The sequence below is a fragment of the Streptomyces sp. NPDC044044 genome (genome assembly GCF_056434405.1).
In genome coordinates this window covers 156,831-176,592 of sequence record NZ_JBWKFG010000013.1, presented here as the reverse complement: position 1 = coordinate 176,592, position 19,762 = coordinate 156,831, and the positions used below count along the sequence as shown (strand labels likewise).

The 19,762-nt window shown below is 71.8% G+C and carries 19 protein-coding genes; 6 read left to right on the top strand and 13 right to left on the bottom strand.

The window, feature by feature from the left end; translation table 11 throughout:
• Nucleotides 1–14 precede the first annotated feature (14 nt).
• Nucleotides 15–1,031 carry an ABC transporter ATP-binding protein gene (locus AC07AG_RS39685; RefSeq protein ID WP_478761688.1) on the top strand — a complete coding sequence of 339 codons (1,017 nt, stop codon included), beginning with the start codon at nt 15–17 and terminating at the stop codon, nt 1,029–1,031.
• A gap of 172 nt (nt 1,032–1,203) precedes the next feature.
• Nucleotides 1,204–1,401, top strand: coding sequence for a hypothetical protein (locus AC07AG_RS39680; protein ID WP_478761686.1), 198 nt, complete (start codon nt 1,204–1,206; stop codon nt 1,399–1,401).
• An 84-nt stretch (nt 1,402–1,485) separates the two neighbouring features.
• Here AC07AG_RS39680 and AC07AG_RS39675 read toward each other — a convergent pair whose 3' ends face one another.
• Nucleotides 1,486–1,710 carry a hypothetical protein gene (locus AC07AG_RS39675; protein WP_478761709.1) on the bottom strand — a complete coding sequence of 75 codons (225 nt, stop codon included), beginning with the start codon at nt 1,708–1,710 and terminating at the stop codon, nt 1,486–1,488.
• 210 nt (nt 1,711–1,920) lie between these two features.
• Between AC07AG_RS39675 and AC07AG_RS39670 the strand changes: the two genes are divergently transcribed.
• Entirely contained in the window at nt 1,921–2,106 is a 186-nt protein-coding gene (locus AC07AG_RS39670; protein WP_478761685.1) for a hypothetical protein, read from the top strand.
• A 57-nt stretch (nt 2,107–2,163) separates the two neighbouring features.
• Here the strand turns inward: AC07AG_RS39670 and AC07AG_RS39665 are convergent, their stop codons facing one another.
• The 9 genes from AC07AG_RS39665 to rimP form a co-directional block, all read right to left on the bottom strand.
• Nucleotides 2,164–3,111: a bifunctional riboflavin kinase/FAD synthetase gene (locus tag AC07AG_RS39665; RefSeq protein WP_478761684.1), complete on the bottom strand. Its 948-nt coding sequence runs from the start codon at nt 3,109–3,111 to the stop codon at nt 2,164–2,166.
• A 115-nt stretch (nt 3,112–3,226) separates the two neighbouring features.
• Nucleotides 3,227–6,769 (bottom strand): trypsin-like peptidase domain-containing protein, encoded by a 3,543-nt coding sequence (locus AC07AG_RS39660; RefSeq protein WP_478761682.1) that lies wholly within the window; start codon nt 6,767–6,769, stop codon nt 3,227–3,229.
• Between the two features lie 287 nt (nt 6,770–7,056).
• Nucleotides 7,057–7,965, bottom strand: a complete 909-nt coding sequence (truB, locus tag AC07AG_RS39655) for a tRNA pseudouridine(55) synthase TruB (protein WP_478761680.1) — start codon at nt 7,963–7,965, stop codon at nt 7,057–7,059.
• Nucleotides 7,962–8,420, bottom strand: coding sequence for a 30S ribosome-binding factor RbfA (rbfA, locus tag AC07AG_RS39650; RefSeq protein WP_361056134.1), 459 nt, complete (start codon nt 8,418–8,420; stop codon nt 7,962–7,964). The genes truB and rbfA overlap by 4 nt, the downstream gene beginning before the upstream one ends.
• A 32-nt stretch (nt 8,421–8,452) precedes the next feature.
• A complete protein-coding gene (locus tag AC07AG_RS39645) occupies nt 8,453–8,746 on the bottom strand; it encodes a DUF503 domain-containing protein (RefSeq protein WP_478761678.1) in 294 nt (97 codons plus the stop codon).
• Nucleotides 8,747–8,884: 138 nt separating this feature from the next.
• Nucleotides 8,885–12,082 carry a translation initiation factor IF-2 gene (infB, locus tag AC07AG_RS39640; RefSeq protein WP_478761676.1) on the bottom strand — a complete coding sequence of 1,066 codons (3,198 nt, stop codon included), beginning with the start codon at nt 12,080–12,082 and terminating at the stop codon, nt 8,885–8,887.
• A 145-nt stretch (nt 12,083–12,227) separates the two neighbouring features.
• Nucleotides 12,228–12,518: a YlxR family protein gene (locus AC07AG_RS39635; RefSeq protein WP_351165619.1), complete on the bottom strand. Its 291-nt coding sequence runs from the start codon at nt 12,516–12,518 to the stop codon at nt 12,228–12,230.
• A gap of 123 nt (nt 12,519–12,641) precedes the next feature.
• On the bottom strand, nt 12,642–13,640 hold the full coding sequence (gene nusA, locus AC07AG_RS39630; RefSeq protein WP_478761673.1) for a transcription termination factor NusA: 999 nt from the start codon (nt 13,638–13,640) through the stop codon (nt 12,642–12,644).
• A 2-nt stretch (nt 13,641–13,642) separates the two neighbouring features.
• The gene (gene rimP / locus AC07AG_RS39625; RefSeq protein WP_249587399.1) at nt 13,643–14,143 is read right to left on the bottom strand and encodes a ribosome maturation factor RimP; all 501 of its coding nucleotides are present in this window, start codon (nt 14,141–14,143) and stop codon (nt 13,643–13,645) included.
• 229 nt (nt 14,144–14,372) lie between these two features.
• Here rimP and AC07AG_RS39620 point away from each other — a divergent pair, with 229 nt between their 5' ends.
• From AC07AG_RS39620 to AC07AG_RS39610, 3 genes are all read left to right on the top strand, one after another.
• The gene (locus AC07AG_RS39620; RefSeq protein WP_478761671.1) at nt 14,373–14,903 is read left to right on the top strand and encodes a hypothetical protein; all 531 of its coding nucleotides are present in this window, start codon (nt 14,373–14,375) and stop codon (nt 14,901–14,903) included.
• On the top strand, nt 14,900–15,367 hold the full coding sequence (locus AC07AG_RS39615) for a ferritin-like domain-containing protein (protein ID WP_478761669.1): 468 nt from the start codon (nt 14,900–14,902) through the stop codon (nt 15,365–15,367). Before AC07AG_RS39620 ends, AC07AG_RS39615 begins: the two co-directional genes overlap by 4 nt.
• Before the next feature lie 79 nt (nt 15,368–15,446).
• A complete protein-coding gene (locus AC07AG_RS39610) occupies nt 15,447–16,340 on the top strand; it encodes an aminoglycoside phosphotransferase family protein (protein ID WP_478761667.1) in 894 nt (297 codons plus the stop codon).
• Between the two features lie 102 nt (nt 16,341–16,442).
• Here the strand turns inward: AC07AG_RS39610 and AC07AG_RS39605 are convergent, their stop codons facing one another.
• From AC07AG_RS39605 to AC07AG_RS39595, 3 genes are all read right to left on the bottom strand, one after another.
• Nucleotides 16,443–18,137 carry a proline--tRNA ligase gene (locus AC07AG_RS39605; protein ID WP_478761665.1) on the bottom strand — a complete coding sequence of 565 codons (1,695 nt, stop codon included), beginning with the start codon at nt 18,135–18,137 and terminating at the stop codon, nt 16,443–16,445.
• A gap of 69 nt (nt 18,138–18,206) precedes the next feature.
• Nucleotides 18,207–18,752: a GNAT family N-acetyltransferase gene (locus AC07AG_RS39600; protein ID WP_478761663.1), complete on the bottom strand. Its 546-nt coding sequence runs from the start codon at nt 18,750–18,752 to the stop codon at nt 18,207–18,209.
• Nucleotides 18,753–18,813: 61 nt separating this feature from the next.
• On the bottom strand, nt 18,814–19,662 hold the full coding sequence (locus tag AC07AG_RS39595) for a GNAT family N-acetyltransferase (protein ID WP_478761661.1): 849 nt from the start codon (nt 19,660–19,662) through the stop codon (nt 18,814–18,816).
• Nucleotides 19,663–19,762: the final 100 nt, after the last annotated feature.

The window sequence follows — 19,762 nt, the reverse complement described above, 5'->3', positions numbered from 1 at the left end:
AGGAGCAGCGACGCATGACCACCGATGATCCCCTGCTGTCGGCTGACCCCCTGCTGTCGGCGGGCGACCTGCACATCACGTTCCCCGGCCGCCGCGGCGCACCGCCCGCGCGGGCGGTGGACGGCGTCGACCTCGACATCAAGCCGGGCGAGATCGTGGCCCTGGTCGGCGAGTCGGGCTGCGGCAAGACGACCCTGGCCCGTTCCCTGCTCGGCCTGGTGGCACCCACCTCCGGCAAGGTGACCTTCGGCGGCAAGCCGCTCGACTACTCGGGCCGCGCCCTGAAGGCGTACCGCAAGCGCGTCCAGCTGGTCCTGCAGGACCCCAGCGGGTCCCTGAACCCGCGTCACACGGTGTACGAGGCCGTCGCGGAGGGCCTGCGCATCCACGGGTACGGCGGCGACGAGCAGGCCGCGGTCGCCGACGCCCTGTCACGGGCGGGGCTGAGGCCGCCGGAGCGGTTCTTCCTGCGCTATCCGCACGAGCTGTCGGGCGGCCAGCGCCAGCGTGTCGTCATCGCGGGCGCGCTGGTCCTGGAGCCCGAACTGATCGTCGCCGACGAGCCGGTGGCCTCGCTCGACGCGTCCGTACGCGGCGAGATCCTCGCCCTGCTGCTCAGGCTCCGCGAAGAACTCGGCCTGTCCGCGCTCGTGGTGACGCACGACCTGGGTCTCGCGTGGAACATCGCCGACCGCGTGGCGGTGATGTACCTGGGCCGGATCGTCGAGACGGGGACGGTGGAGGAGGTCCTGACCTCGCCTCAGCATCCGTACACGCAGGCGCTGTTGTCGGTTCTTCCGGAGGCCCCGGGCGACCCGGTGGTCCTCACCGGCGAGCCGCCGGACCCCTCGCGCATCCCGGGCGGCTGCCGCTTCCACGCGCGCTGCCAGGTGCTCGCCTCGGGCGAGGCGGAGAGCGCGGGCGTTGCGGACCGCTGTCGGACGGAGGATCTGCCGGTGCTTTCGGGCGGCGGCGAGACGCAGGTGGCGTGCCACTGGGCGGCGGTCAACGTCAGCGCGTCCGAGGTCTGACCGGGTCTGACCGGGTCTGACCGGGGATTTGACCGGGGTCCTGACCGGCGGATCGTTACCTCATCCACTTTCGGGTGATGCGGGGCCTATCGACGCGAACCCTGGGGAGTCACTCAACGAAACGGTTCAATTACGGACCGTGAGCAACTCCACCGACATGAAGGAGATTTCCATGCGTCGTTCCGCCGCCGTCGTCCTCGGGACCTTCGCACTGCTGGGGGCCCTCGCCGTGCCCGCCAGTGCCATCCCGGACCCCGTCGGGACCGTCGAGTGCGTGACGCAGTCGGCCGGCGACGTCACCTCGCTCGTCGACCCCGCGAGCCCCGGTGTCCCCTCCGAGGTGCCGGGCGCGGCGTGCCTCGCCCCGTGACCTGAACGCCCTTGCGTCGTGACGTACTTGCGCGGCCACCCTGGACCCGCGCAAGTACGGTACGACCACGAGCGGTTCAGCCCGTCAGTCCCACCTGTATCCGTCCCCGAAGTTGAGGGTGTGCTCGAGCACGTCCTCGAGCGGGTCGTCGATCTGGCCGGTGCTGATCAGCGAGACCCTCGGGGCGTTGTGCGAGTTCTCATGCGTCTCATCGGCGTGCGCCGCGCCTGAGCACAGCACGGACGGCACCGCCGCCATCGCCGCGACCAGCGCCCAACGGGACGTTGCCTGCACCCAACTGCCGTTCACTGCAGCCTCCTTGGACCGTGCACCTGCGGGCCGCCGATCGCGGCCCGCTCGCTGTGCGTAACCTCCGCACGCCCAAGAAGTCACCGACGATCATACGAACGGGTCGTCGGACGCCGGGCCTCACGCGTCCCCCGTGTGGGCTAACCCGGCCTCTCCTCACCTGCCGGAAGAAAGCCGCCGGAAGAAAGCCCGGAAGAAAGCAGAGATCGCATGCGTCATCGCCGCGTCCGGACCTACACCCTGCTCGCAGCCCTAGCCCTGTCCGTCATCGCGATCTCCGCTCCGGCCGCAGCGGCGAACCCCCCACCGCTGCCCCACGTCGAGTCACTGGTCACCGAAGGAGTCACCGTCGAAGGCCCGTTGGTCAACAACGTCGGCCTTCCTCACCTGTTGTAGCCGCGGACGGCCGGTGGGCACGGCGAAAGAACGGCGAAGGGACGGCGAAGGGACGTCCTACTCCGCGGCCTCGATCAGGTCACGCGACTTCTTCACGTCGTCCGTGATGGCGACGAGAAGCGAGTCGATCGAGTCGAACTTCGCCTGCCCGCGCACGAAGGCGAGGAAGTCCACGGCCACGTGAAGGCCGTACAGATCGAGCCCGACGCGGTCGATCGCGTACGCCTCGACCGTCCGCTCCGTCCCGTCGAACTGCGGGTTCGTGCCGACGGAGATCGCCGCGGGCATCGCCTCGCCCTGGGCGTGCAGCCACCCCGCGTAGACACCGTCGGCGGGGATGGCGGTGTGCGGCAGCGTCTCCACGTTGGCGGTGGGGAAGCCCAGTTCACGCCCGCGCTGCGCGCCGCGTACGACGACGCCCTCGACGCGGTGCGGGCGGCCGAGGATCTCGGATGCGCCCTCCACGTCACCCTCGGCGACCAGGCGCCGGGTCAGGGTGGAGGAGAAGGGCTCGCCGCCGCCTGCCTCGCCGCTCACGTACAGGTCGATGACATCGACCTCGTAGTCGTACGTGGCGCCGAGCTCGGTCAGGAAGGCGACGTTGCCCGCGGCCTTGTGGCCGAAGCGGAAGTTGGGGCCCTCGACGACCAGGCGCGCGTGCAGCTTGTCGACCAGGACCTTGACGACGAAGTCGGCAGGCGACAGCTTCGAGAACTCCGTGGTGAACGGCAGGATGAGCAGCGCGTCCACGCCGAGCTCAGCCATCAGTTCGGCGCGCCGGTGGTGCGGGGCGAGCAGCGGCGGATGGCTGCCGGGGCGCACGACCTCGGAGGGGTGCGGGTCGAAGGTGACGACCACGGCGGGAACGCCGAGCTCACGGGCGCGCTCCACGGCGCGGCCGATGATCAGCTGGTGCCCGCGGTGTACGCCGTCGTAGGAACCGATGGTGACGACGCTGCGCCCCCAGTCCTGGGGGATGTCCTCCAAGCCACGCCAGCGCTGCACTGTCTTTGCTCCTCGCCGAACCTGTGTACGTGTGTGTACGTCCCATTGCCGATTGCGCAGGTCTAAGACTGCCATGCCCGCGCCATCGGGATCGCATCGGAGGGGGTGGCGGGGGTCACGCCGGGACACGTGCTCCGGCGAGGTTCTCGATCATGCGGCGGGAGCTGGGACCGACGAGGGCGGACCAGTCCTGCGGGGCCGCGCAGATCCACCGGGAGACCTGGGTGGAGAAGCCCGGTACGGAACGGGCCAGCTCCACCAGGCGCCGGTCGAAGCAGGTCGCTCCTTCGGGGGTGCGGACGAGCAGCACGCCGGTGCGGTGCACCAGGTCACGGACCCGGTCCTTGTCACGGCCGCCCGCCACGGCGCAGAGCACGGCGTCCAGGACTTCGGGCTCCCGCTCCTGGGCGAGCAGCACTTCCAGGAGCTCGGTGCGCAGGGCGCGCGATGCGTCGGTGCCGGGGGCGGCGACGGCAGCGGCGAGCGCGGCGCGCACCGGCGGCGGGCGATGCCGCAGAAGACCCGTGACCAGCGGGAAGAGCACGGCGCGGACGCCTGGCCCTTGCTCGAACCGCAGATCGAGGTAGTCGGCCACGTGCCCTGCCAGGTCGGGGCGCAGCTCAAGGACGTCGCGTACGAGATCGGCCACCCGCCGGGCGAGCCCGGGAGCCGTCACGTCGGCAAGGCCGCGCAGTACGTCGCCCGGCGCCGGGCCGGGGCCGTGGAGCCTGGTCCGGAAGGCGGCGATGACCTGCTCCGGGTGGGTGTCGAGCGCGGTGACGAGCGCGCTCGCGGGCAGCTGCGGATCGCCTGCGGTGAAGCGCTTCAGGGCGGGCGGCAGATGGCGTGCGCGGGTCTGCGGGTCGCGCACCAGGAGGGCGAGGGCCGCGCCGTGCAGGGTGTCGTCGGCGGTGCGGGCGAGGAGAGCGAGGGCCGCGTACCTCAGGAGCGTGCGGTCGGCGTCCGTGCCGGCGTGCGGGGCGGCGCGCAGGCCGTAGGCGACGGCGGCGACATGGCGTGCGGGCCGCTCGTCGTGGATCCAGCGGTCGACGGCCCGGCAGATCGCCGACGGCTCCTCTTCCGCGAGCGCGGCGAGCAGTTCGTCGGCGCGGGGGTGTGCGCAGTCGACCAGGATCTCGGTCAGGTCGTCGATGGCGCGGTGGCGGTGGGTGTGGAGGAGGGCCTGGGCGGCCGATGCGACGGTGGCGTGGGGGGTGGCTTCGAGGGGGCGCTCGTCGGTGAACCAGCGGGTCAGTTGTGGCTGCGCCTTTTCGGGTGCGGTGGCCAGGAGCTCGGCCACCGCGTCGAGACAGCGCCGGCCCTCCGGGGAGCCGGGCGGGGGGTCGGTGATCACTGCTTCCCGCAGGAGGTTGAACCGATCGGCTTCGTTGAGGGGCAGGCCCAGCCAGAAGGCTGCGGGGCGGGTGCCCTGCCGGGCGAGGTCTTCGAGAAGCGTGAGGTAGGGCGTCGCGTCGCCGACCCGGGAGAGCGTCTCGCTCACGAGGTGGGTGGCCCACCAGTACGCGTCCCCTTGCGGATCGGCACCCGGCGGTCGGTGCGCGTCGCCCTTGTCCCCCACCGCATCGGCGCCCGGCGGTCGGGGTTGTGCCCACCTGTTCCGCCCTGCGGAACGCCTGCCCGCAACGGGGGCGGCCTCATCACTCCTGCCCACAACGGGGGCGGCCTCGCCGGCCGCTGTCGTCTCCAGCGCTGTGCACGGCTCCCCGAACCGCCCGAACCGCGCCAAGTCCCGCAGTCTGGCCTCCAGTTCCGCAGGGCCCCGCTGCCTCCCCAGGAGCAGCAACGCCTGGATCACGGAGCCGATCCGATGCCGGGGTACCGGCAAGGACGCCTCAGCCCCCGGCGCAGCCGGCTCGCGGTGGCGGAACACCAGCGACCACAGAGCCCCGTCCACATCCAGGTGCATCCCCTGGATCCAGTCCGCCAGCTCCTCGTGCGCGAAGCGATAGCCGTCCCCGGCAGGGACGAGGAGCCCCTCCGTGAGGACCGCGGAGGCCCACCCCGCCCCCCACGGGAACACCTCCTCGAACGACGCCCGGTCGAGCTCCCCCTGCCCCGGCCCCAGACACCGCCGCGCAGCCTCGTGCACCTGCCCGGACACCTTCGCCGCGAGTCGCCGTACGGCCGCCCCCCTCAGTCCGTTCGCCGCCGCGAGCCGCACCGCGACGCGCAGGCACAGCACGTCCAGATAGGCCTCGAAGATCTCCTCGCGGTCCGGGCACCCGTCCGGGCCCCCCGGCGGCGGCTCGTCCGGCAGCGCCGCCCGCACCTCGGCGAGCAGCCGCAGGGCGAGGGGATGCCCCGCATCGGCCGCCGCGAGCGCCCCGTCCGGGATTCCGTACCGCGCCCGCGCGATCCGCGCCTGCCGCTCGGGCAGGTCCCCCAGGTGCACGCAGCCAGGAAGCAGCTCCGCGGGAAAGTGCTCACCGGCCTGCTCCCAGTACTCCGCCCGGCAGGCCACCACGAGCCGCGCGCCCGTCTCCCGCAGCCACTCGGCCGTCCCCCCGCTCCACTCCGCGAGCCGGTGCGCGAGGACCGGCGGCATCTCCTCCGGCCCGTCGAGCAGGAGCAGCAGCGCCCGCCCCTCGTCCCGCACGAGCCGCGCGACCCGCCCCGCGGAGATGTCCCCGAGCCCGTCGTCCGCCTCGGTGAGCGACTCCTCCGATGCCTCCAGGATCCGCCCCGCCCGCTGGAACGCCCGCTCCACCGCGTCGCCCACTCCCGTGTCCGTGCCCTGGAGGTCGGCGCCGCGCAGCCACAGCGTGGGGGCCGGTTCGGCGCCCCGGGCGCGCAGCGCGGCGAGCGCGGCGAGTTCCGTCGTACGGCCCGTACCGGGATCGCCGACCAGGCCGAGCACCTGTGCGGGCCCGGCGGTGAACTGGGCCAACTCCCGTGCCGTGTCCGGGCGTTCGACCGGTTCAAGGAGGGCGGGGCGTGGTCCGTCGGAGCCCACCGACGTCGCCGCGAGGTGCAGCGCGCCCGCCAGGTTCAGATCGCGGCCGTACGCGGGCACGGTCGCCGCGTTGCGTGCGAGGAGTTCGGCGAGCGGCCCGCCCTGGTCGGCGGCGGCCTCCCGCAGTGGCACCGCGAACCCCGCCGCGCGGTGCTCGCCGTGCAGCGCGGTCCCGAGGACGGCGAGCACGGCTCCGGACGAGGCGTCGACGACCGGGCCGCCCGCCGCCCCGCCGCCGAGCCGCAGCGCGTCCGCGCCGTCCGTGCCGATCGCCAGCTCCATGGCCGCGTCGACCAGATGGAAGCGGTCCGTCGCCGTGTACGTCACCGGCGTCGGGCCGAGGACCCGCGCCTCGCGCCGGCCGCGCGCGACGATGCGTACGTAGGCACCCACGGGAGCGGTCTCGCGGACCGTGACGGGCAGCGGCCGCAGGCCGAGCCCTTCCGTGCGGACGAGCGCCAGATCGGCTTCGGGGAGGGCCACCACGGAATCGGCGGTCACCACGCAGACGCGCTCCCCCGCCGCGTGCAGCACGAGCCGCGCGAGGCCGTCGACCGCTTCATGGCTGGTGATCACCGTGCCGTGGTCGTCGGCGGCGAACCCCATCCCCCGTGGGCGCCCGGCCAGATCGCAGATCCGCACCAGGGCCCCGTCGAGCGCCGTCGGGTCACCCTGTCCCGCCATGCCCGAACCTCCCCGCCCGTCCGGGTTCATACCCGTTCTTCCGACGGTAGGTCGGCGGTGATCAGCGGGACAGAACGCGTCGCGAACGCGCCCCCTTCCGCTCCCTCGGTTCACTCCGAGCGCCTGCCCGATGGGGTGAATGGGCAGGGCTCGATGGATACATCTAGAGGTGGGGGGTCCGCCGTGGAGCGGCGCGCGGCATGCGCACAGCTGTCCGCCGCTCCACGACGGAGACCCGCGTACGGCAAGGCGGGCGCGTACGGCAAGGCAGGCGGGTACGGAACGGCTCAGGCGAAGACGGCCAGGCTCTTGGCCTTGCCCTTCAACTCCTCGGCCAGGACCAGGAAGCGGCCCTCCGGATCGAAGACCGCGACGGCGCCGACTCCGGCGTACTCCCCCGGCATCTCGATCCGCACGCCGTTGAGCAGCAGCTTGGCCCGCCGCTCGTCCACGTCCCAGCGCGGGAACGCGGCCGTGGCCGCGTCCGCCACCGGCATCACCGTCAGCTCCTCCTGGAGCTGGTCGATGGTCTTCGCCGCGTCCAGCTTGTACGGCCCGACCCGGGTGCGCCGCAGCGCCGTCAGATGACCGCCGACCCCGAGGTCCGCGCCGAGGTCGCGGGCGAGGGCGCGGATGTACGTCCCCGACGAGCAGACCACGGAGACGACCAGGTCGAGGACGGGGGTGCCGTCATCGGCGACGGCGTCCCTGACGTCGTACACGGTGAAGGCGGAGATCTTCACCGGGCGGGCGGGGATCTCGAAGTCCTCGCCCTCGCGGGCTCGCGCGTACGACCGCTTGCCGTCGATCTTGATGGCGCTGACCTTCGACGGCACCTGCATGATGTCGCCGGAGAGCTTGGCGATGCCCGCGTCGATGGCGTCGCGCTTGATCCCCGACGCGTCGGCCGACGAGGTGATCTCGCCTTCGGCATCGTCCGTGACCGTGTTCTGGCCGAGCCGGATCGTGCCGAGGTACTCCTTCTCCGTCAGCGCGAGGTGGCCGAGGAGTTTGGTCGCCCGCTCGACCCCGAGGACGAGAACGCCCGTCGCCATGGGGTCCAGGGTGCCCGCGTGGCCGACGCGGCGGGTCTTGGCGATACCGCGCATCTTGGCGACCACGTCATGCGAAGTGAAGCCGGACGGCTTGTCGACGATGACAAGGCCGTCCGGCGTCTTGTTGCTGGTGTTGCTCATGCCGAGGCGTCGCCATCCGTCTCGTCGTCATCGTCTTCGGGCTTGCGGTACGGGTCGGCACCGCCGGCGAACTCGGCGCCCGCGGACACCTCGCGCACCTTCTCGTCCGAGAGCCTGGCCTTGTCGAGGAGGTCCTCGATGGCCTTGGCGTTGTCCGGCAGCGCGTCCGCCACGAAGGCGAGGCTCGGGGTGAACTTCACACCCGCGGCCGCGCCGACCGCGGAACGCAGAACGCCCTTGGCGCTCTCCAGACCGGCGGCGGCCGCCGCGCGGTCCTCGTCGTCCCCGTAGACCGTGTAGAAGACGGTCGCCTCGCGCAGATCACCCGTGACCCGGGTGTCCGTGATGGTCACATGCGTACCGAGCCGCGGGTCCTTGATCCCGCGCTGCAGCTTCTTGGCAACCACCTCTCGGATGAGGTCCGCCAGCCTTTTCGCCCGCGCGTTGTCGGCCACTGCTCCGTCTCCTTCTTCGCCTTGCTGTGCAATCAGTCTTCGTCGCCGTGGAGCCTGCGTCGAACGGAGAGCAGCTCCACCTCAGGACGGGCGGCGACCAAACGCTCGCACCGGTCCAGTACGTCGGTGAGGTGCCCCGTCTCCCCGGAGACCAGCGCGAGGCCGATCTCGGCCCTGCGATGGAGGTCCTGGTTCCCTGTCTCCGCCGCGCTCACTCCGTGCTTGCGGATGAGTTCGGCGACGATCGGGCGGACGACGGAGCGTTTCTCCTTCAGCGAGTGAATGTCGCCGAGGAGCAGATCGAAGGACAGTGTCCCCACATACATGTGTGTCCGGATGTCCCGCCGGTTCGGGTTCGTGCCCCGCCAACCGCTTGGCAGGGACACAAGAACCGTACACGGAACGGCCGGGGCCGATCGACGGGATTTACTCCCCTCGACCGGCCCCGGTTCGAGCTGCGTGGATCAGCCGCGAGGCTTCTCGCGCATCTCGTACGTCGCGATGACGTCGTCGATCTTGATGTCGTTGAAGTTGCCGAGGTTGATACCGCCCTCGAACCCTTCGCGGAGCTCCGTGACGTCGTCCTTGAAGCGGCGCAGACCGGAGATGTTGAGGCTCTCCGCGATGACCTTGCCGTCGCGGATGAGGCGCGCCTTGGTGTTGCGCTTGACCTCGCCCGACCGGACGAGAACACCGGCGATGTTGCCCAGCTTGGACGAGCGGAAGACCTCGCGGATCTCCGCCGTGCCGAGCTCGACCTCTTCGTACTCCGGCTTGAGCATGCCCTTGAGGGCCGCTTCGATCTCTTCGATCGCCTGGTAGATGACCGAGTAGTACCGGACGTCCACACCTTCGCGCTCGGCCATCTGGGCGGCACGACCGGCCGCACGGACGTTGAAGCCGATCACGATCGCGTCGGAGCCGGTCGCCAGGTCGATGTCCGACTCGGTGACGGCACCCACGCCGCGGTGCAGGACGCGGATGTCGACCTCTTCGCCGACGTCGAGCTGGAGCAGCGAGGACTCGAGAGCCTCCACCGAACCGGACGCGTCGCCCTTGATGATGAGGTTGAGTTCCTGCACCAGACCGGCCTTGAGGGCCTCGTCCAGGTTCTCCAGGGAGAACCGAACACCCTTGCGGGCGAAGCGGACGTTGCGCTCACGGGCGGCACGCTTCTCGGCGATCTGACGGGCCGTACGGTCCTCGTCGACGACCAGGAAGTTGTCGCCGGCACCCGGGACGTTGGTGAGACCGAGGACGAGGACCGGGGTCGAGGGACCCGCCTCGTTCACGTTCTCGCCCTTGTCGTCGAGCATCGCGCGGACTCGGCCGTACGCGTCGCCGACCACCATCGTGTCACCGACGCGGAGGGTACCGCGCTGGACCAGGACGGTCGCGACGGCGCCGCGGCCCTTGTCCAGGTGGGACTCGATCGCAATACCCTGCGCGTCCTGCTCAGGGTTGGCGCGCAGGTCGAGCGAGGCGTCCGCGGTCAGGACCACGGCCTCCAGGAGGGCCTCGATGTTCTCGCCCTGCTTGGCGGAGATGTCGACGAACATCGTGTCGCCGCCGTACTCCTCGGCCACCAGACCGAACTCGGTGAGCTGACCGCGCACCTTGGTCGGGTCGGCACCCTCGACGTCGATCTTGTTGACCGCGACCACGATCGGCACGTCGGCCGCCTTGGCGTGGTTCAGCGCCTCGATCGTCTGCGGCATCACACCGTCGTTGGCCGCGACCACGAGGATCGCGATGTCGGTGGACTTCGCACCACGGGCACGCATGGCGGTGAACGCCTCGTGACCGGGGGTGTCGATGAAGGTGATCTTGCGGTCTTCGCCGTTGACCTCGGCACCGACCTGGTACGCACCGATGTGCTGCGTAATACCGCCGGCCTCGCCCGCAATGACGTTCGTCTTGCGGATCGCGTCCAGAAGTCGGGTCTTTCCGTGGTCGACGTGACCCATGACCGTGACGACGGGCGGACGCGCCATGAGCGCTTCCTCGCCGCCCTCGTCCTCGCCGAACTCGATGTCGAAGGACTCGAGCAGCTCGCGGTCCTCCTCCTCCGGGCTGACGATCTCCAGGACGAAGTTCATCTCGTCCGCGAGGAGCTTCAGCGTCTCGTCCGGGACGGACTGCGTGGCAGTGACCATCTCGCCGAGGTTCATCATCACGCCGACGAGCGACGCCGGGTTGGCGTTGATCTTCTCGGCGAAGTCGGTCAGCGAGGCACCACGGGACAGGCGGACCGCCTGGCCGTTGCCCCTCGGCAGCATGACGCCGCCGACCGACGGAGCCTGCATCGACTCGTACTCCTGGCGCCTCTGCCGCTTCGACTTGCGACCACGACGGGCGGGCCCGCCGGGACGGCCGAACGCACCCTGCGTGCCACCACGGGCACCGGGACCGCCGGGACGGCCACCGAAGCCGGGACGACCGCCGCCGCCACCGGGACGACCGGCGAAGCCGCCGCCACCGCCACCGGGACCACCGGGACGACCGGCGAAGCCACCGCCGCCACCGCCACCGGGACGACCCGCGAAGCCGCCGCCACCGGGACGACCGCCGCCGCCACCGGCACCGCCGGGACGACCGCCGCCACCGGGACCACGGCCACCGCCGGGGCCACCACCGGGACGCGGACCGGCAGCGGGACGCTGCGGCATCATGCCCGGGTTCGGACGGTTACCGCCGCCACCGGGGGCGCCGCCGGGACGCGGGGCACCACCCTGCGGGCGAGGCATGCCGCCGGGGCTGGGGCGAGCGCCGCCCTGGCCCTGCGGACGAGGAGCACCCTGGCCGCCCTGGCCCTGCGGGCGCGGGGCGCCGCCGGGACCGCCGGGGCCACCCTGGCCGCCGGGACGCGGGGCGCCGCCCGGACGGGGCGCCTGCGGGCGCGCCATGCCGGTGGAGCCACCAGAGGTGAAGGGGTTGTTGCCGGGGCGCGGTCCTGCCGGACGGCCACCGGGGCGCGGGGCGCCACCCTGGCCGCCGGGACGCGGAGCGCCACCCTGACGGTCGCCGCGGTCGCCACGACCCTGACCGCCCTGACCCTGACCACCCTGGCCGGGGGCCGGACGGCCCGCGGGCTTGGGGGCACCCGGGCGAGCGCCCGGACGGGGGCCTGCCGGCGCCGAGGAGGCGGCCGGGGCAGCCGGAGCCGCCGGCGGAGCGGTGAACTCCGGGGCGGCCGGAGCCGGGCTCGCCGGTGCGGCGGGCGCGGCCGGGGCAGCCGGAGCCGCGGGGGCGGCCGGAGCTGCGGGCGCCGGCTTGGGCGTCGGCGGCTTCGGACCCGGACGCGGGCCGGGAGCGGCCGGGGAGGCCGCGGGCTTGTCGGCCGCGGCGGCGGGCTTGGCCGCCGGCGGCTTGGGCGCGGCCGGACCCGGACGGGCGGCCTGCGCGGGAGAGGGGGACGCCGAGCCCGAGGGGGCCGGCGGCTTGGGGGCGGCCTGCTTGCGCGGCGCCCCGGGCTTGGCGGCGGCGGGCTTGCCGTTGCCACCGCCCGTGTTCAATGCGTCAGTCAATTTGCGTACAACGGGCGCCTCGATCGTCGAGGACGCCGAACGTACGAATTCACCGAGTTCTTGGAGCTTGGCCATGACGACCTTGCTCTCTACGCCGAACTCCTTGGCGAGCTCGTATACCCGGACCTTAGCCACTTCGCTCCTTTTAGGTCCGGGTTACGCCGGACCGTCGCTACTTCATGGGCGTACTCATCGCGTGCTCATCGAGTGCTCATCGCAATCTCGACCTACTTCCAACTCGCGGAATACCAGGGCCGCGCGGGGTTCCGCGCGACCTTCCTTACGGTGTTGCCTGCTGGGCAACTGTCTCGACGACTCGGCGCAAGTCCGCCGTGTCGAGCGGGCCCGGGGCCCGGAAGGCCCTCGGGAACGCTCTGCGTCGGACCGCCAGGTCGAGACAGACCGGGACGGGGTGGATATACGCACCCCGGCCGGGCAGCGTACCGCTTGGATCGGGGGCGCAGGCGCCCTCTTTCGCCACGATGCGCAGCAGATCGCTCTTGGCCGCTCGCTCCCGGCACCCCACACAGGTGCGTTCAGGGCATGCGCGGGCTTGCGTCCGGCCAGACACGATTAAGTCTACCTCCCCGCACCGACCTCACCCCTTTGGGGCAAAAATCGAACGGTTGTTGTCTTGATCAGGACGCGATCGGGACGCGATCGGGGGTCTGATCAAGCTCTGATCAGGAGCTGCTCAGGACTCCGGGGAGTCCTGCGGCTGCTCGGTGTCCGGGCGGATGTCGATGCGCCAGCCCGTGAGCCGAGCGGCGAGGCGGGCGTTCTGGCCCTCCTTGCCGATCGCAAGGGACAGCTGGTAATCGGGGACCGTCACCCGCGCGGAACGGGCCGCGAGGTCGACGATCTCCACCTTGCTGACCCGCGCCGGGGAGAGCGCGTGGGCGACCATCTCGCCCGGGTCGTCCGACCAGTCGACGATGTCGATCTTCTCGCCGTTGAGCTCGGCCATGACGTTGCGCACACGCTGGCCCATCGGGCCGATGCAGGCGCCCTTGGCGTTGAGCCCCGAGCGGGTCGAGCGCACCGCGATCTTGGTCCGGTGACCGGCCTCGCGGGCGATGGCCGAGATCTCGACCGCGCCGTCGGCGATCTCCGGCACCTCGAGCGCGAAGAGCTTCTTGACGAGGTTCGGGTGCGTACGGGAGAGCGTGACCGAGGGGCCACGGACGCCCTTGGCCACCCGGACGACGTACGAACGAAGGCGCAGACCGTGGGCGTACTCCTCGCCCGGGACCTGCTCCTGCACCGGCAGGATGGCCTCGAGCTTGCCGATGTCGACCAGCACGTTCTTCGGGTCGCGGCCCTGCTGGACGACGCCCGTGACGATGTCGCCCTCACGGCCCGCGTACTCGCCGAGGGTCGCGTCGTCCTGGGCGTCACGCAGACGCTGCAGGATGACCTGCTTGGCGGTCGTCGCGGCGATGCGGCCGAAGTCCGACGGGGTGTCGTCGAACTCCTTGGCCTCCTGGCCCTCTTCGAGGTCCGCCGGGTCCTCCGTCGCCCACACCGTCACATGGCCGCTCTCGCGGTCCAGCTTCACGCGTGCGCGACGGAAGCTGCCGTCGGTGCGGTGGTAGGCGATGAGGAGGGCCGACTCGATCGCCTCGACCAGCAGGTCGAAGGAGATCTCCTTCTCGCGGACCAGACCCCGCAGGGCACTCATGTCGATGTCCACGGCTACGCCTCCTCTTCCTTCTTGTCCTTGCGGCTGAACTCGACCTCGACGCGCGCCTTGGCGATCGCGTCGAAGGCGAGCCTGCGGGCGGTGGGCTTGCGCCCCTTCACGCCCGGTACTTCCAGATCCACGCCTTCGTCGTCCACCTCGAGGATGCGGGCGATCAGATCGTCGCCGCCCTCCGTCAGCTGGAACTTCACCAGGCGGCCGACGGCGCGCAGATAGTGGCGGTGCTCCGTCAGCGGGCGCTCAGCGCCCGGGGAGCCGACTTCGAGGGTGTATTCCCCGTCGCCCATCGCGTCGCTCTCGTCGAGCTTCTCGGAGAGTTCGCGGCTGATCTCCGCGATCTGATCCAGGTCCACGCCGTCGTCCGAATCGACGACGACTCTCAGCACACGCTTGCGTCCGACCGAGGCCACTTCGATCTCTTCGAGATCCAGGTCCTTCGAGCTGACGAGCGGTTCCAGCAGTTCTCGCAGCCTCTCGCTCTGGGTGGTGCTCATCCGGGTGACTCCTCGGCCGCGTGTGCTGTTGTGGGATCGTCGCGTGTCAGGTCAAAGGGTATCCGGTCCCGAGGGGTGTTGCCGCCCGCCGTCCGGCCGCCGTACGCCCCACATCGAGCCGCTCACGAGTACGAGGGCAGCCCGAAGGTACGGTGATCACCGGGCCACGGCCCGGCCGCCCATCTTCTGACTGCCTGCCTTTCTGGCCTTCCTGCCGAGGACGTCTGCTGTGCCGTCGTATCCCACCCCCTCGCACGCCCGCTCGGGGCCGCGCCGGAGGAGTCTGCTGACCGGGGCCGCGGGAGCGGCCGGGGCCGTGCTGCTCTCCGGCTGCTCCGGCTCCGAATCCACCGACGCGGACGAGCGTCCTTCCGCCGCCGCGCGGCTGCGCGCGCAGGCCGCCCGGGACAGCGGTGAGCTGCTCGGGCGGTACGACGCCGTCCTCGCCGCGCATCCCTCGCTGGCCGGCCGGCTCGATCCGCTGCGGGCGGAGGTGAAGCGGCACGAGGCGGCCTTCGCCGACGGCTCTCCCCCGTCCCCCTCGGGCTCCCCCTCCCCTTCCGCGTCGCCCCCGCAGAAGCCCGCCGTGCCCAAGGACGAGAAGGACGCCGTGCGCGAGCTCGCGAAGGCCGAGCGGGAGCTGGCGAAGCAGCGCGGGAGTGCGCTGCTCGACGCGCCCTCGGAGCTGGCCAGGCTGCTCGCCTCGGTGGCGGCCGCGGGCGCCGCGCACGCGTATCTGCTGACGGAGGGCGACAAGTGAGCGATTCCAAGGACGAGTTGAAGGCGGTGCAGGCCGCCCTCGGCGCCGAGCACGCCGCCGTGTACGGCTTCGGGGTCGTCGGCGGCCGGATCGGCGAGGACCGCAGGGCGGAGGCGCGCACGGCGTACGACACGCATCGCGCCCGGCGTGACGAGCTGCAGCGCGCCGTACGCGACCTGGGCGGCGAGCCCGAGCCGTCGGCGGCCGCCTACGCGCTGCCGTTCGCGGTGCGGGACTCCGCGGCGGCCGTGCGGCTCGCGACGGAGCTGGAGGAGCGGGTCGCGGGGGTCTACTCGGATCTCGTACGCGCCTCCACCGGCGCCCGGCGCGGACACGCAGCCGAGGCGCTGCGGGAGGCGGCGGTCCGTGCGGCGCGGTGGCGCGGCGGGAGCGTAGCCTTCCCTGGTCTCGCCGAGCGGGCCGCCGGGTCGGGCACCTCCGCACCGGCGACGCCCAAGGCGTAGCGCGCGCTGACGCAGTCAGGAAGCCGGGCCGGCGGTTCAGGCCGGGCAGCTCAGGAAGTCAGGAAGGAACAACTCACGTATGGCTCTCGAACCGCCCCGGCGTCTGGTCACCGCACTCGGTGAGACGGCGCAGGACGGCGACGACTGGCTGGAGAAGCTGCCCGAGGCAGCTGAACAGGCCGTTGCTCTACGCGAGTTGACCGTCGAGCGGGTTCACGTGCCCGGCGGGCGCAGCGGCCTCGTCGTCCTGGTGCGCCTCGCCGACGGCACGCCCGCGGTCCTGAAGCTGGTGCCGCCGAGGTCACGCCCGCGGAGCGAGCGGGCCGCGCTCGCGCACTGGAACGGGTTCGGTGCCGTACGGCTGCTAGAACCGTCCGCCGCGGACGGGGCGCTGTTGCTCGAACGGCTGCACCGCGATGTGTCGGTCCGTTCGCTGCCCGAGGCCAAGGCCCTCCTCGAGGCGGCGGGCACGCTGCGGCGGCTGTGGGTGGAGCCGCCGGCGGGGCACCGCTTCGAGACGGTCGCCGAGCGGACGGGGCGGCAGGCCGACGCGATGCGGGCGTCCGCCGACGGGGAGGTCGCACCGCTGGTCGAGGCCGCGCTCGCGGCGCGGGAGGAGTTGCTCGCCGGGGACGCGGAGGTGCGGTTGCTGCACGGCACGTTCCGGCAGAGCAAGGTGCTTCAGGGGGATCGCGTGCCGTGGCTGGCCGTGGGGCCCGATCCGGTGGTGGGTGAGTGTGCGTTCGACCTGGCCCGGCTGGTGCGGGACCGGGTGGAGGACCTCATCGCCTCGCCCTCGGGGGCGTCGATCACGCGACGGCGGGTGAAGAAGCTGGCCGAGTCGCTGGATGTGGATCAGGAGCGGTTGCGGGGGTGGACGCTGTTCCGCGCGGTGGAGTCCGGGGTGCGGGCACGGCGCGTGGGGCGGGAGCAGGATGCGGAGCTCTTGCTGGAGTTCGCGGGGTGGCTGTAGCGGGCGGGGCGCCCTGCTCGCCGTCATCACCGGCTCCGCCGAGTTCGTCCTCGAACGCCGGACGGGCTGTTCAGCCCGTCCGGCGTTCGAGCGGTAACCGACTCAGGCAGTAAGGCGCGCAATCGCCTCGGCCACGGTCAGCTCCTCGCGCTCGCCGGTACGGCGGTCCTTCAGCTCCACGACGCCCTCGGCGGAGCGGCGGCCCGCCACCAGGATGGTCGGCACACCGATCAGCTCCGCGTCGGTGAACTTCACGCCGGGCGAGACGCCCGCACGGTCGTCGACCAGCACCCGCACGCCCGCGGCGTTCAGCTGCTCGGAGACGTCAAGGGCGAGCTCCGTCTGGAGCGCCTTGCCCGCGGCCACCACGTGGACGTCGGCGGGGGCGATCTCCTTGGGCCAGCACAGGCCCTTGTCGTCCGCCGTCTGCTCGGCGAGCGCCGCCACCGCGCGGGAGACGCCGATGCCGTACGAACCCATGGTCACGCGGACCGGCTTGCCCTGCTGGCCGAGGACGTCCAGCTGGAAGGCGTCGGCGAACTTGCGGCCCAGCTGGAAGATGTGGCCGATCTCGATGGCGCGGTCCAGCTGCAGGCCGGTGCCGCACTTGGGGCAGGGGTCGCCCGCCTCGACGACCACGACGTCGAGGTAGTCGTCGACCTCGAAGTCACGGCCCGCGACGACGTTCTTCGCGTGCGTGTTGAGCTTGTTCGCGCCGGTGATCCAGGCCGTGCCGGCCGCCACCCGCGGGTCGGCGATGTAGCGGACCTTCTCCAGGCCCTGCGGGCCGACGTAGCCGCGTACGAGATCGTCGCGGCCCTCGAAGTCCTCGGCCGTCACCAGCTCCACGACGGCGGGCGACAGGTGCTCGCCGAGCTTGCCGAGGTCGACCTCGCGGTCGCCGGGGACGCCCACGGCGACGATCTCGCCGTCGACCTTGACCAGGAGGTTCTTCAGGGTCGCCGAGGCCGGGACGCCGAGGTGGGCCGCGAGCGTCTCGATGGTCGGGGTGTCGGGGGTGTCCAGGTCCTCGACCGGGCCGTGCGCCGAGCCGTCCACCTCGGCGGCCACGAACGAGACCGCCTCCGTGTTGGCCGCGTAGTCGCACGCGGGGCAGTCCACGAACGTGTCCTCACCGGCCGGCGCGGGCGCAAGGAACTCCTCGGAGGCCGAGCCGCCCATCGCGCCGGAGACGGCGGAGACGATGCGGTGGTCGAGTCCGAGGCGCTCGAAGATCTTGATGTACGCGGCACGGTGCAGGGCGTACGACTCGGCGAGGCCCTCGTCCGTCGTGTCGAAGGAGTACGAGTCCTTCATCTGGAACTCGCGGCCGCGCAGCACACCGGCGCGGGGGCGGGCCTCGTCGCGGTACTTCGTCTGGATCTGGTAGAGGATCACGGGCAGGTCCTTGTAGGACGAGCACTGGTCCTTGACGATCTGGGTGAAGATCTCCTCGTGCGTGGGACCGAGGAGGTAGTCCGCGCCCTTGCGGTCCTTGAGGCGGAAGAGCAGGTCGCCGTACTCGTCGTAGCGGCCCGTCGCGTCGTACGACTCCTTGGGCAGGAGCGCGGGCAGGAGGACCTCCTGGGCGCCGATGGCGTCCATCTCCTCGCGCACGACGTGGGTGATGTTCTCCAGGACCTTCTTGCCCAGCGGCAGCCAGGACCAGATGCCTGCGGCGGTGCGGCGGACATATCCGGCCCGGACGAGCAGCTTGTGGTTGAGCGTCTCGGCGTCCGCCGGGTCGTCGCGCAGTGTCTTGATCATCAATCGGGACATGCGCTGGACCTGGGCCATGGTGAACTCCTGCGTGGAAAGGGTGATGGGCAGGAGGTTAGCCGCGCCGGGGGTGCGCGCGGAAATCGGTTAGCTGCCGGGCCGCCTCAGCGGCAGGGGGGCGCCCATCACCGCGTACGGCTTCGGGGCGCTGGGGAACTGGACGTTGCGGGCCAGGTCCGTGTAGCCGAGGGAGCGGTAGAGGCCGCGGGCGGGGCTCTCGGTGTCGATCGCGGAGAGGATCGAGCGGGGCTGGCGGACGGCGTCCGTGATGGTGGTGATGAGCGTGCGGCCGACTCCGCGGTTCTGGTGCCCCGGCTGCACATGGAGCTCGGTGATCACGAAGGAGTCGTCGAGCCAGCCGTCCATGTCCCCGGCGCGCAGATACGGCTCGACGACCGTGGACCACCAGTGGCCGCGGTCGTTGGGCATGCCGTAGACGAAGCCGACGAGCCGCCCCTCGGGGGTGGTGGCGCCGAGCGCGCGGGCTCCGGGGTAGGTGATGTGCCGCAGCACGATCTGCCGCCGCACGGCCACCTCGTCGTCGCTGAGCCCGAAAGCGTGGGCCTGCACCCGCAGCGCTTCGTCCACGTGCGTGGCGAGGTCCAGCGGCCCGATCACGACGTCGTCAGTCATGCGCCGAACTTTAACTCGCTGCCGGGGGTACGTGAGGAGTGCGGTGCGAGCCGCGGAAGAGCTAGAACAGGACGCTCATGAACGCCCCGACCTCCTGGAACCCCACCCGCCGGTACGCCGACCTGGCCGCGGTGTTGAAGTCGTTGACGTAGAGGCTGACGACGGGGGCCACGTCCGCGAGGGCATAGCGCAGGACGGCCGCCATGCCCGGTGCCGCGTAGCCCTGGCCCCGGTACTCGGGGGCCACCCAGACGCCCTGCACCTGACAGGCCTGGTTCGTGGCCGCGCCGATCTCGGCCTTGAAGATGACCTTGCCGTCGCGGTCGAGGCGGGCGAACGACCGACCCGCGCCGACGAGTTCGGCGACCCGTGCCTGGTAGAGCAGGCCGCCGTCACCGGCGAGCGGCGAGATGCCGACCTCCTCGGTGAACATCGCCACGCACGCGGGCATGATCGTCTCCATCTCGTCCTTGCGGACGCGACGGACGTACGGATCGGGGGTGATGTCGTGCGGGAGCCGGTCGGTGACCATCAGGGGCTGCTGGGCGCGGACCTCGCGGGCGGGGCCCCAGGAGGGTTCGAGCAGCCGCCACAGCTGGGCGGTGGGCTCGGCGGGGCCGACGATGGAGGAGCAGCGGCGGCCTGCCCTGCGGGCGCGGTCCGCGAAGGCGCGTACGGCTCGGGGGGTCGCGCAGATCGGGACGAGGTTGGCGCCCGCGTAGCAGAGGGACTCCAGCATTCCGTCCTGGTACCAGCCCCACATCTCGCCGCCGAGCCGCCACGGGTCGAGGCCCGCGACGCGGACCCGTGAGGTCACGAAAGCGTTGGCCACGGGCTCGCGGTCGAGGACAGCGAGCGCGGCGTCCAGGTCACTCGGTTCGAGGACCCTGGTGGTGGTCTGAGTCAACACGTGCGGGGGCCTCACCATACGGTCTGCTGATCTCCGCACTGTACCTGGCGGGGGCGCCTCGTGCGGGGTGCCTCTTGTCCCTCGGGGTTCCTCGCCGCGG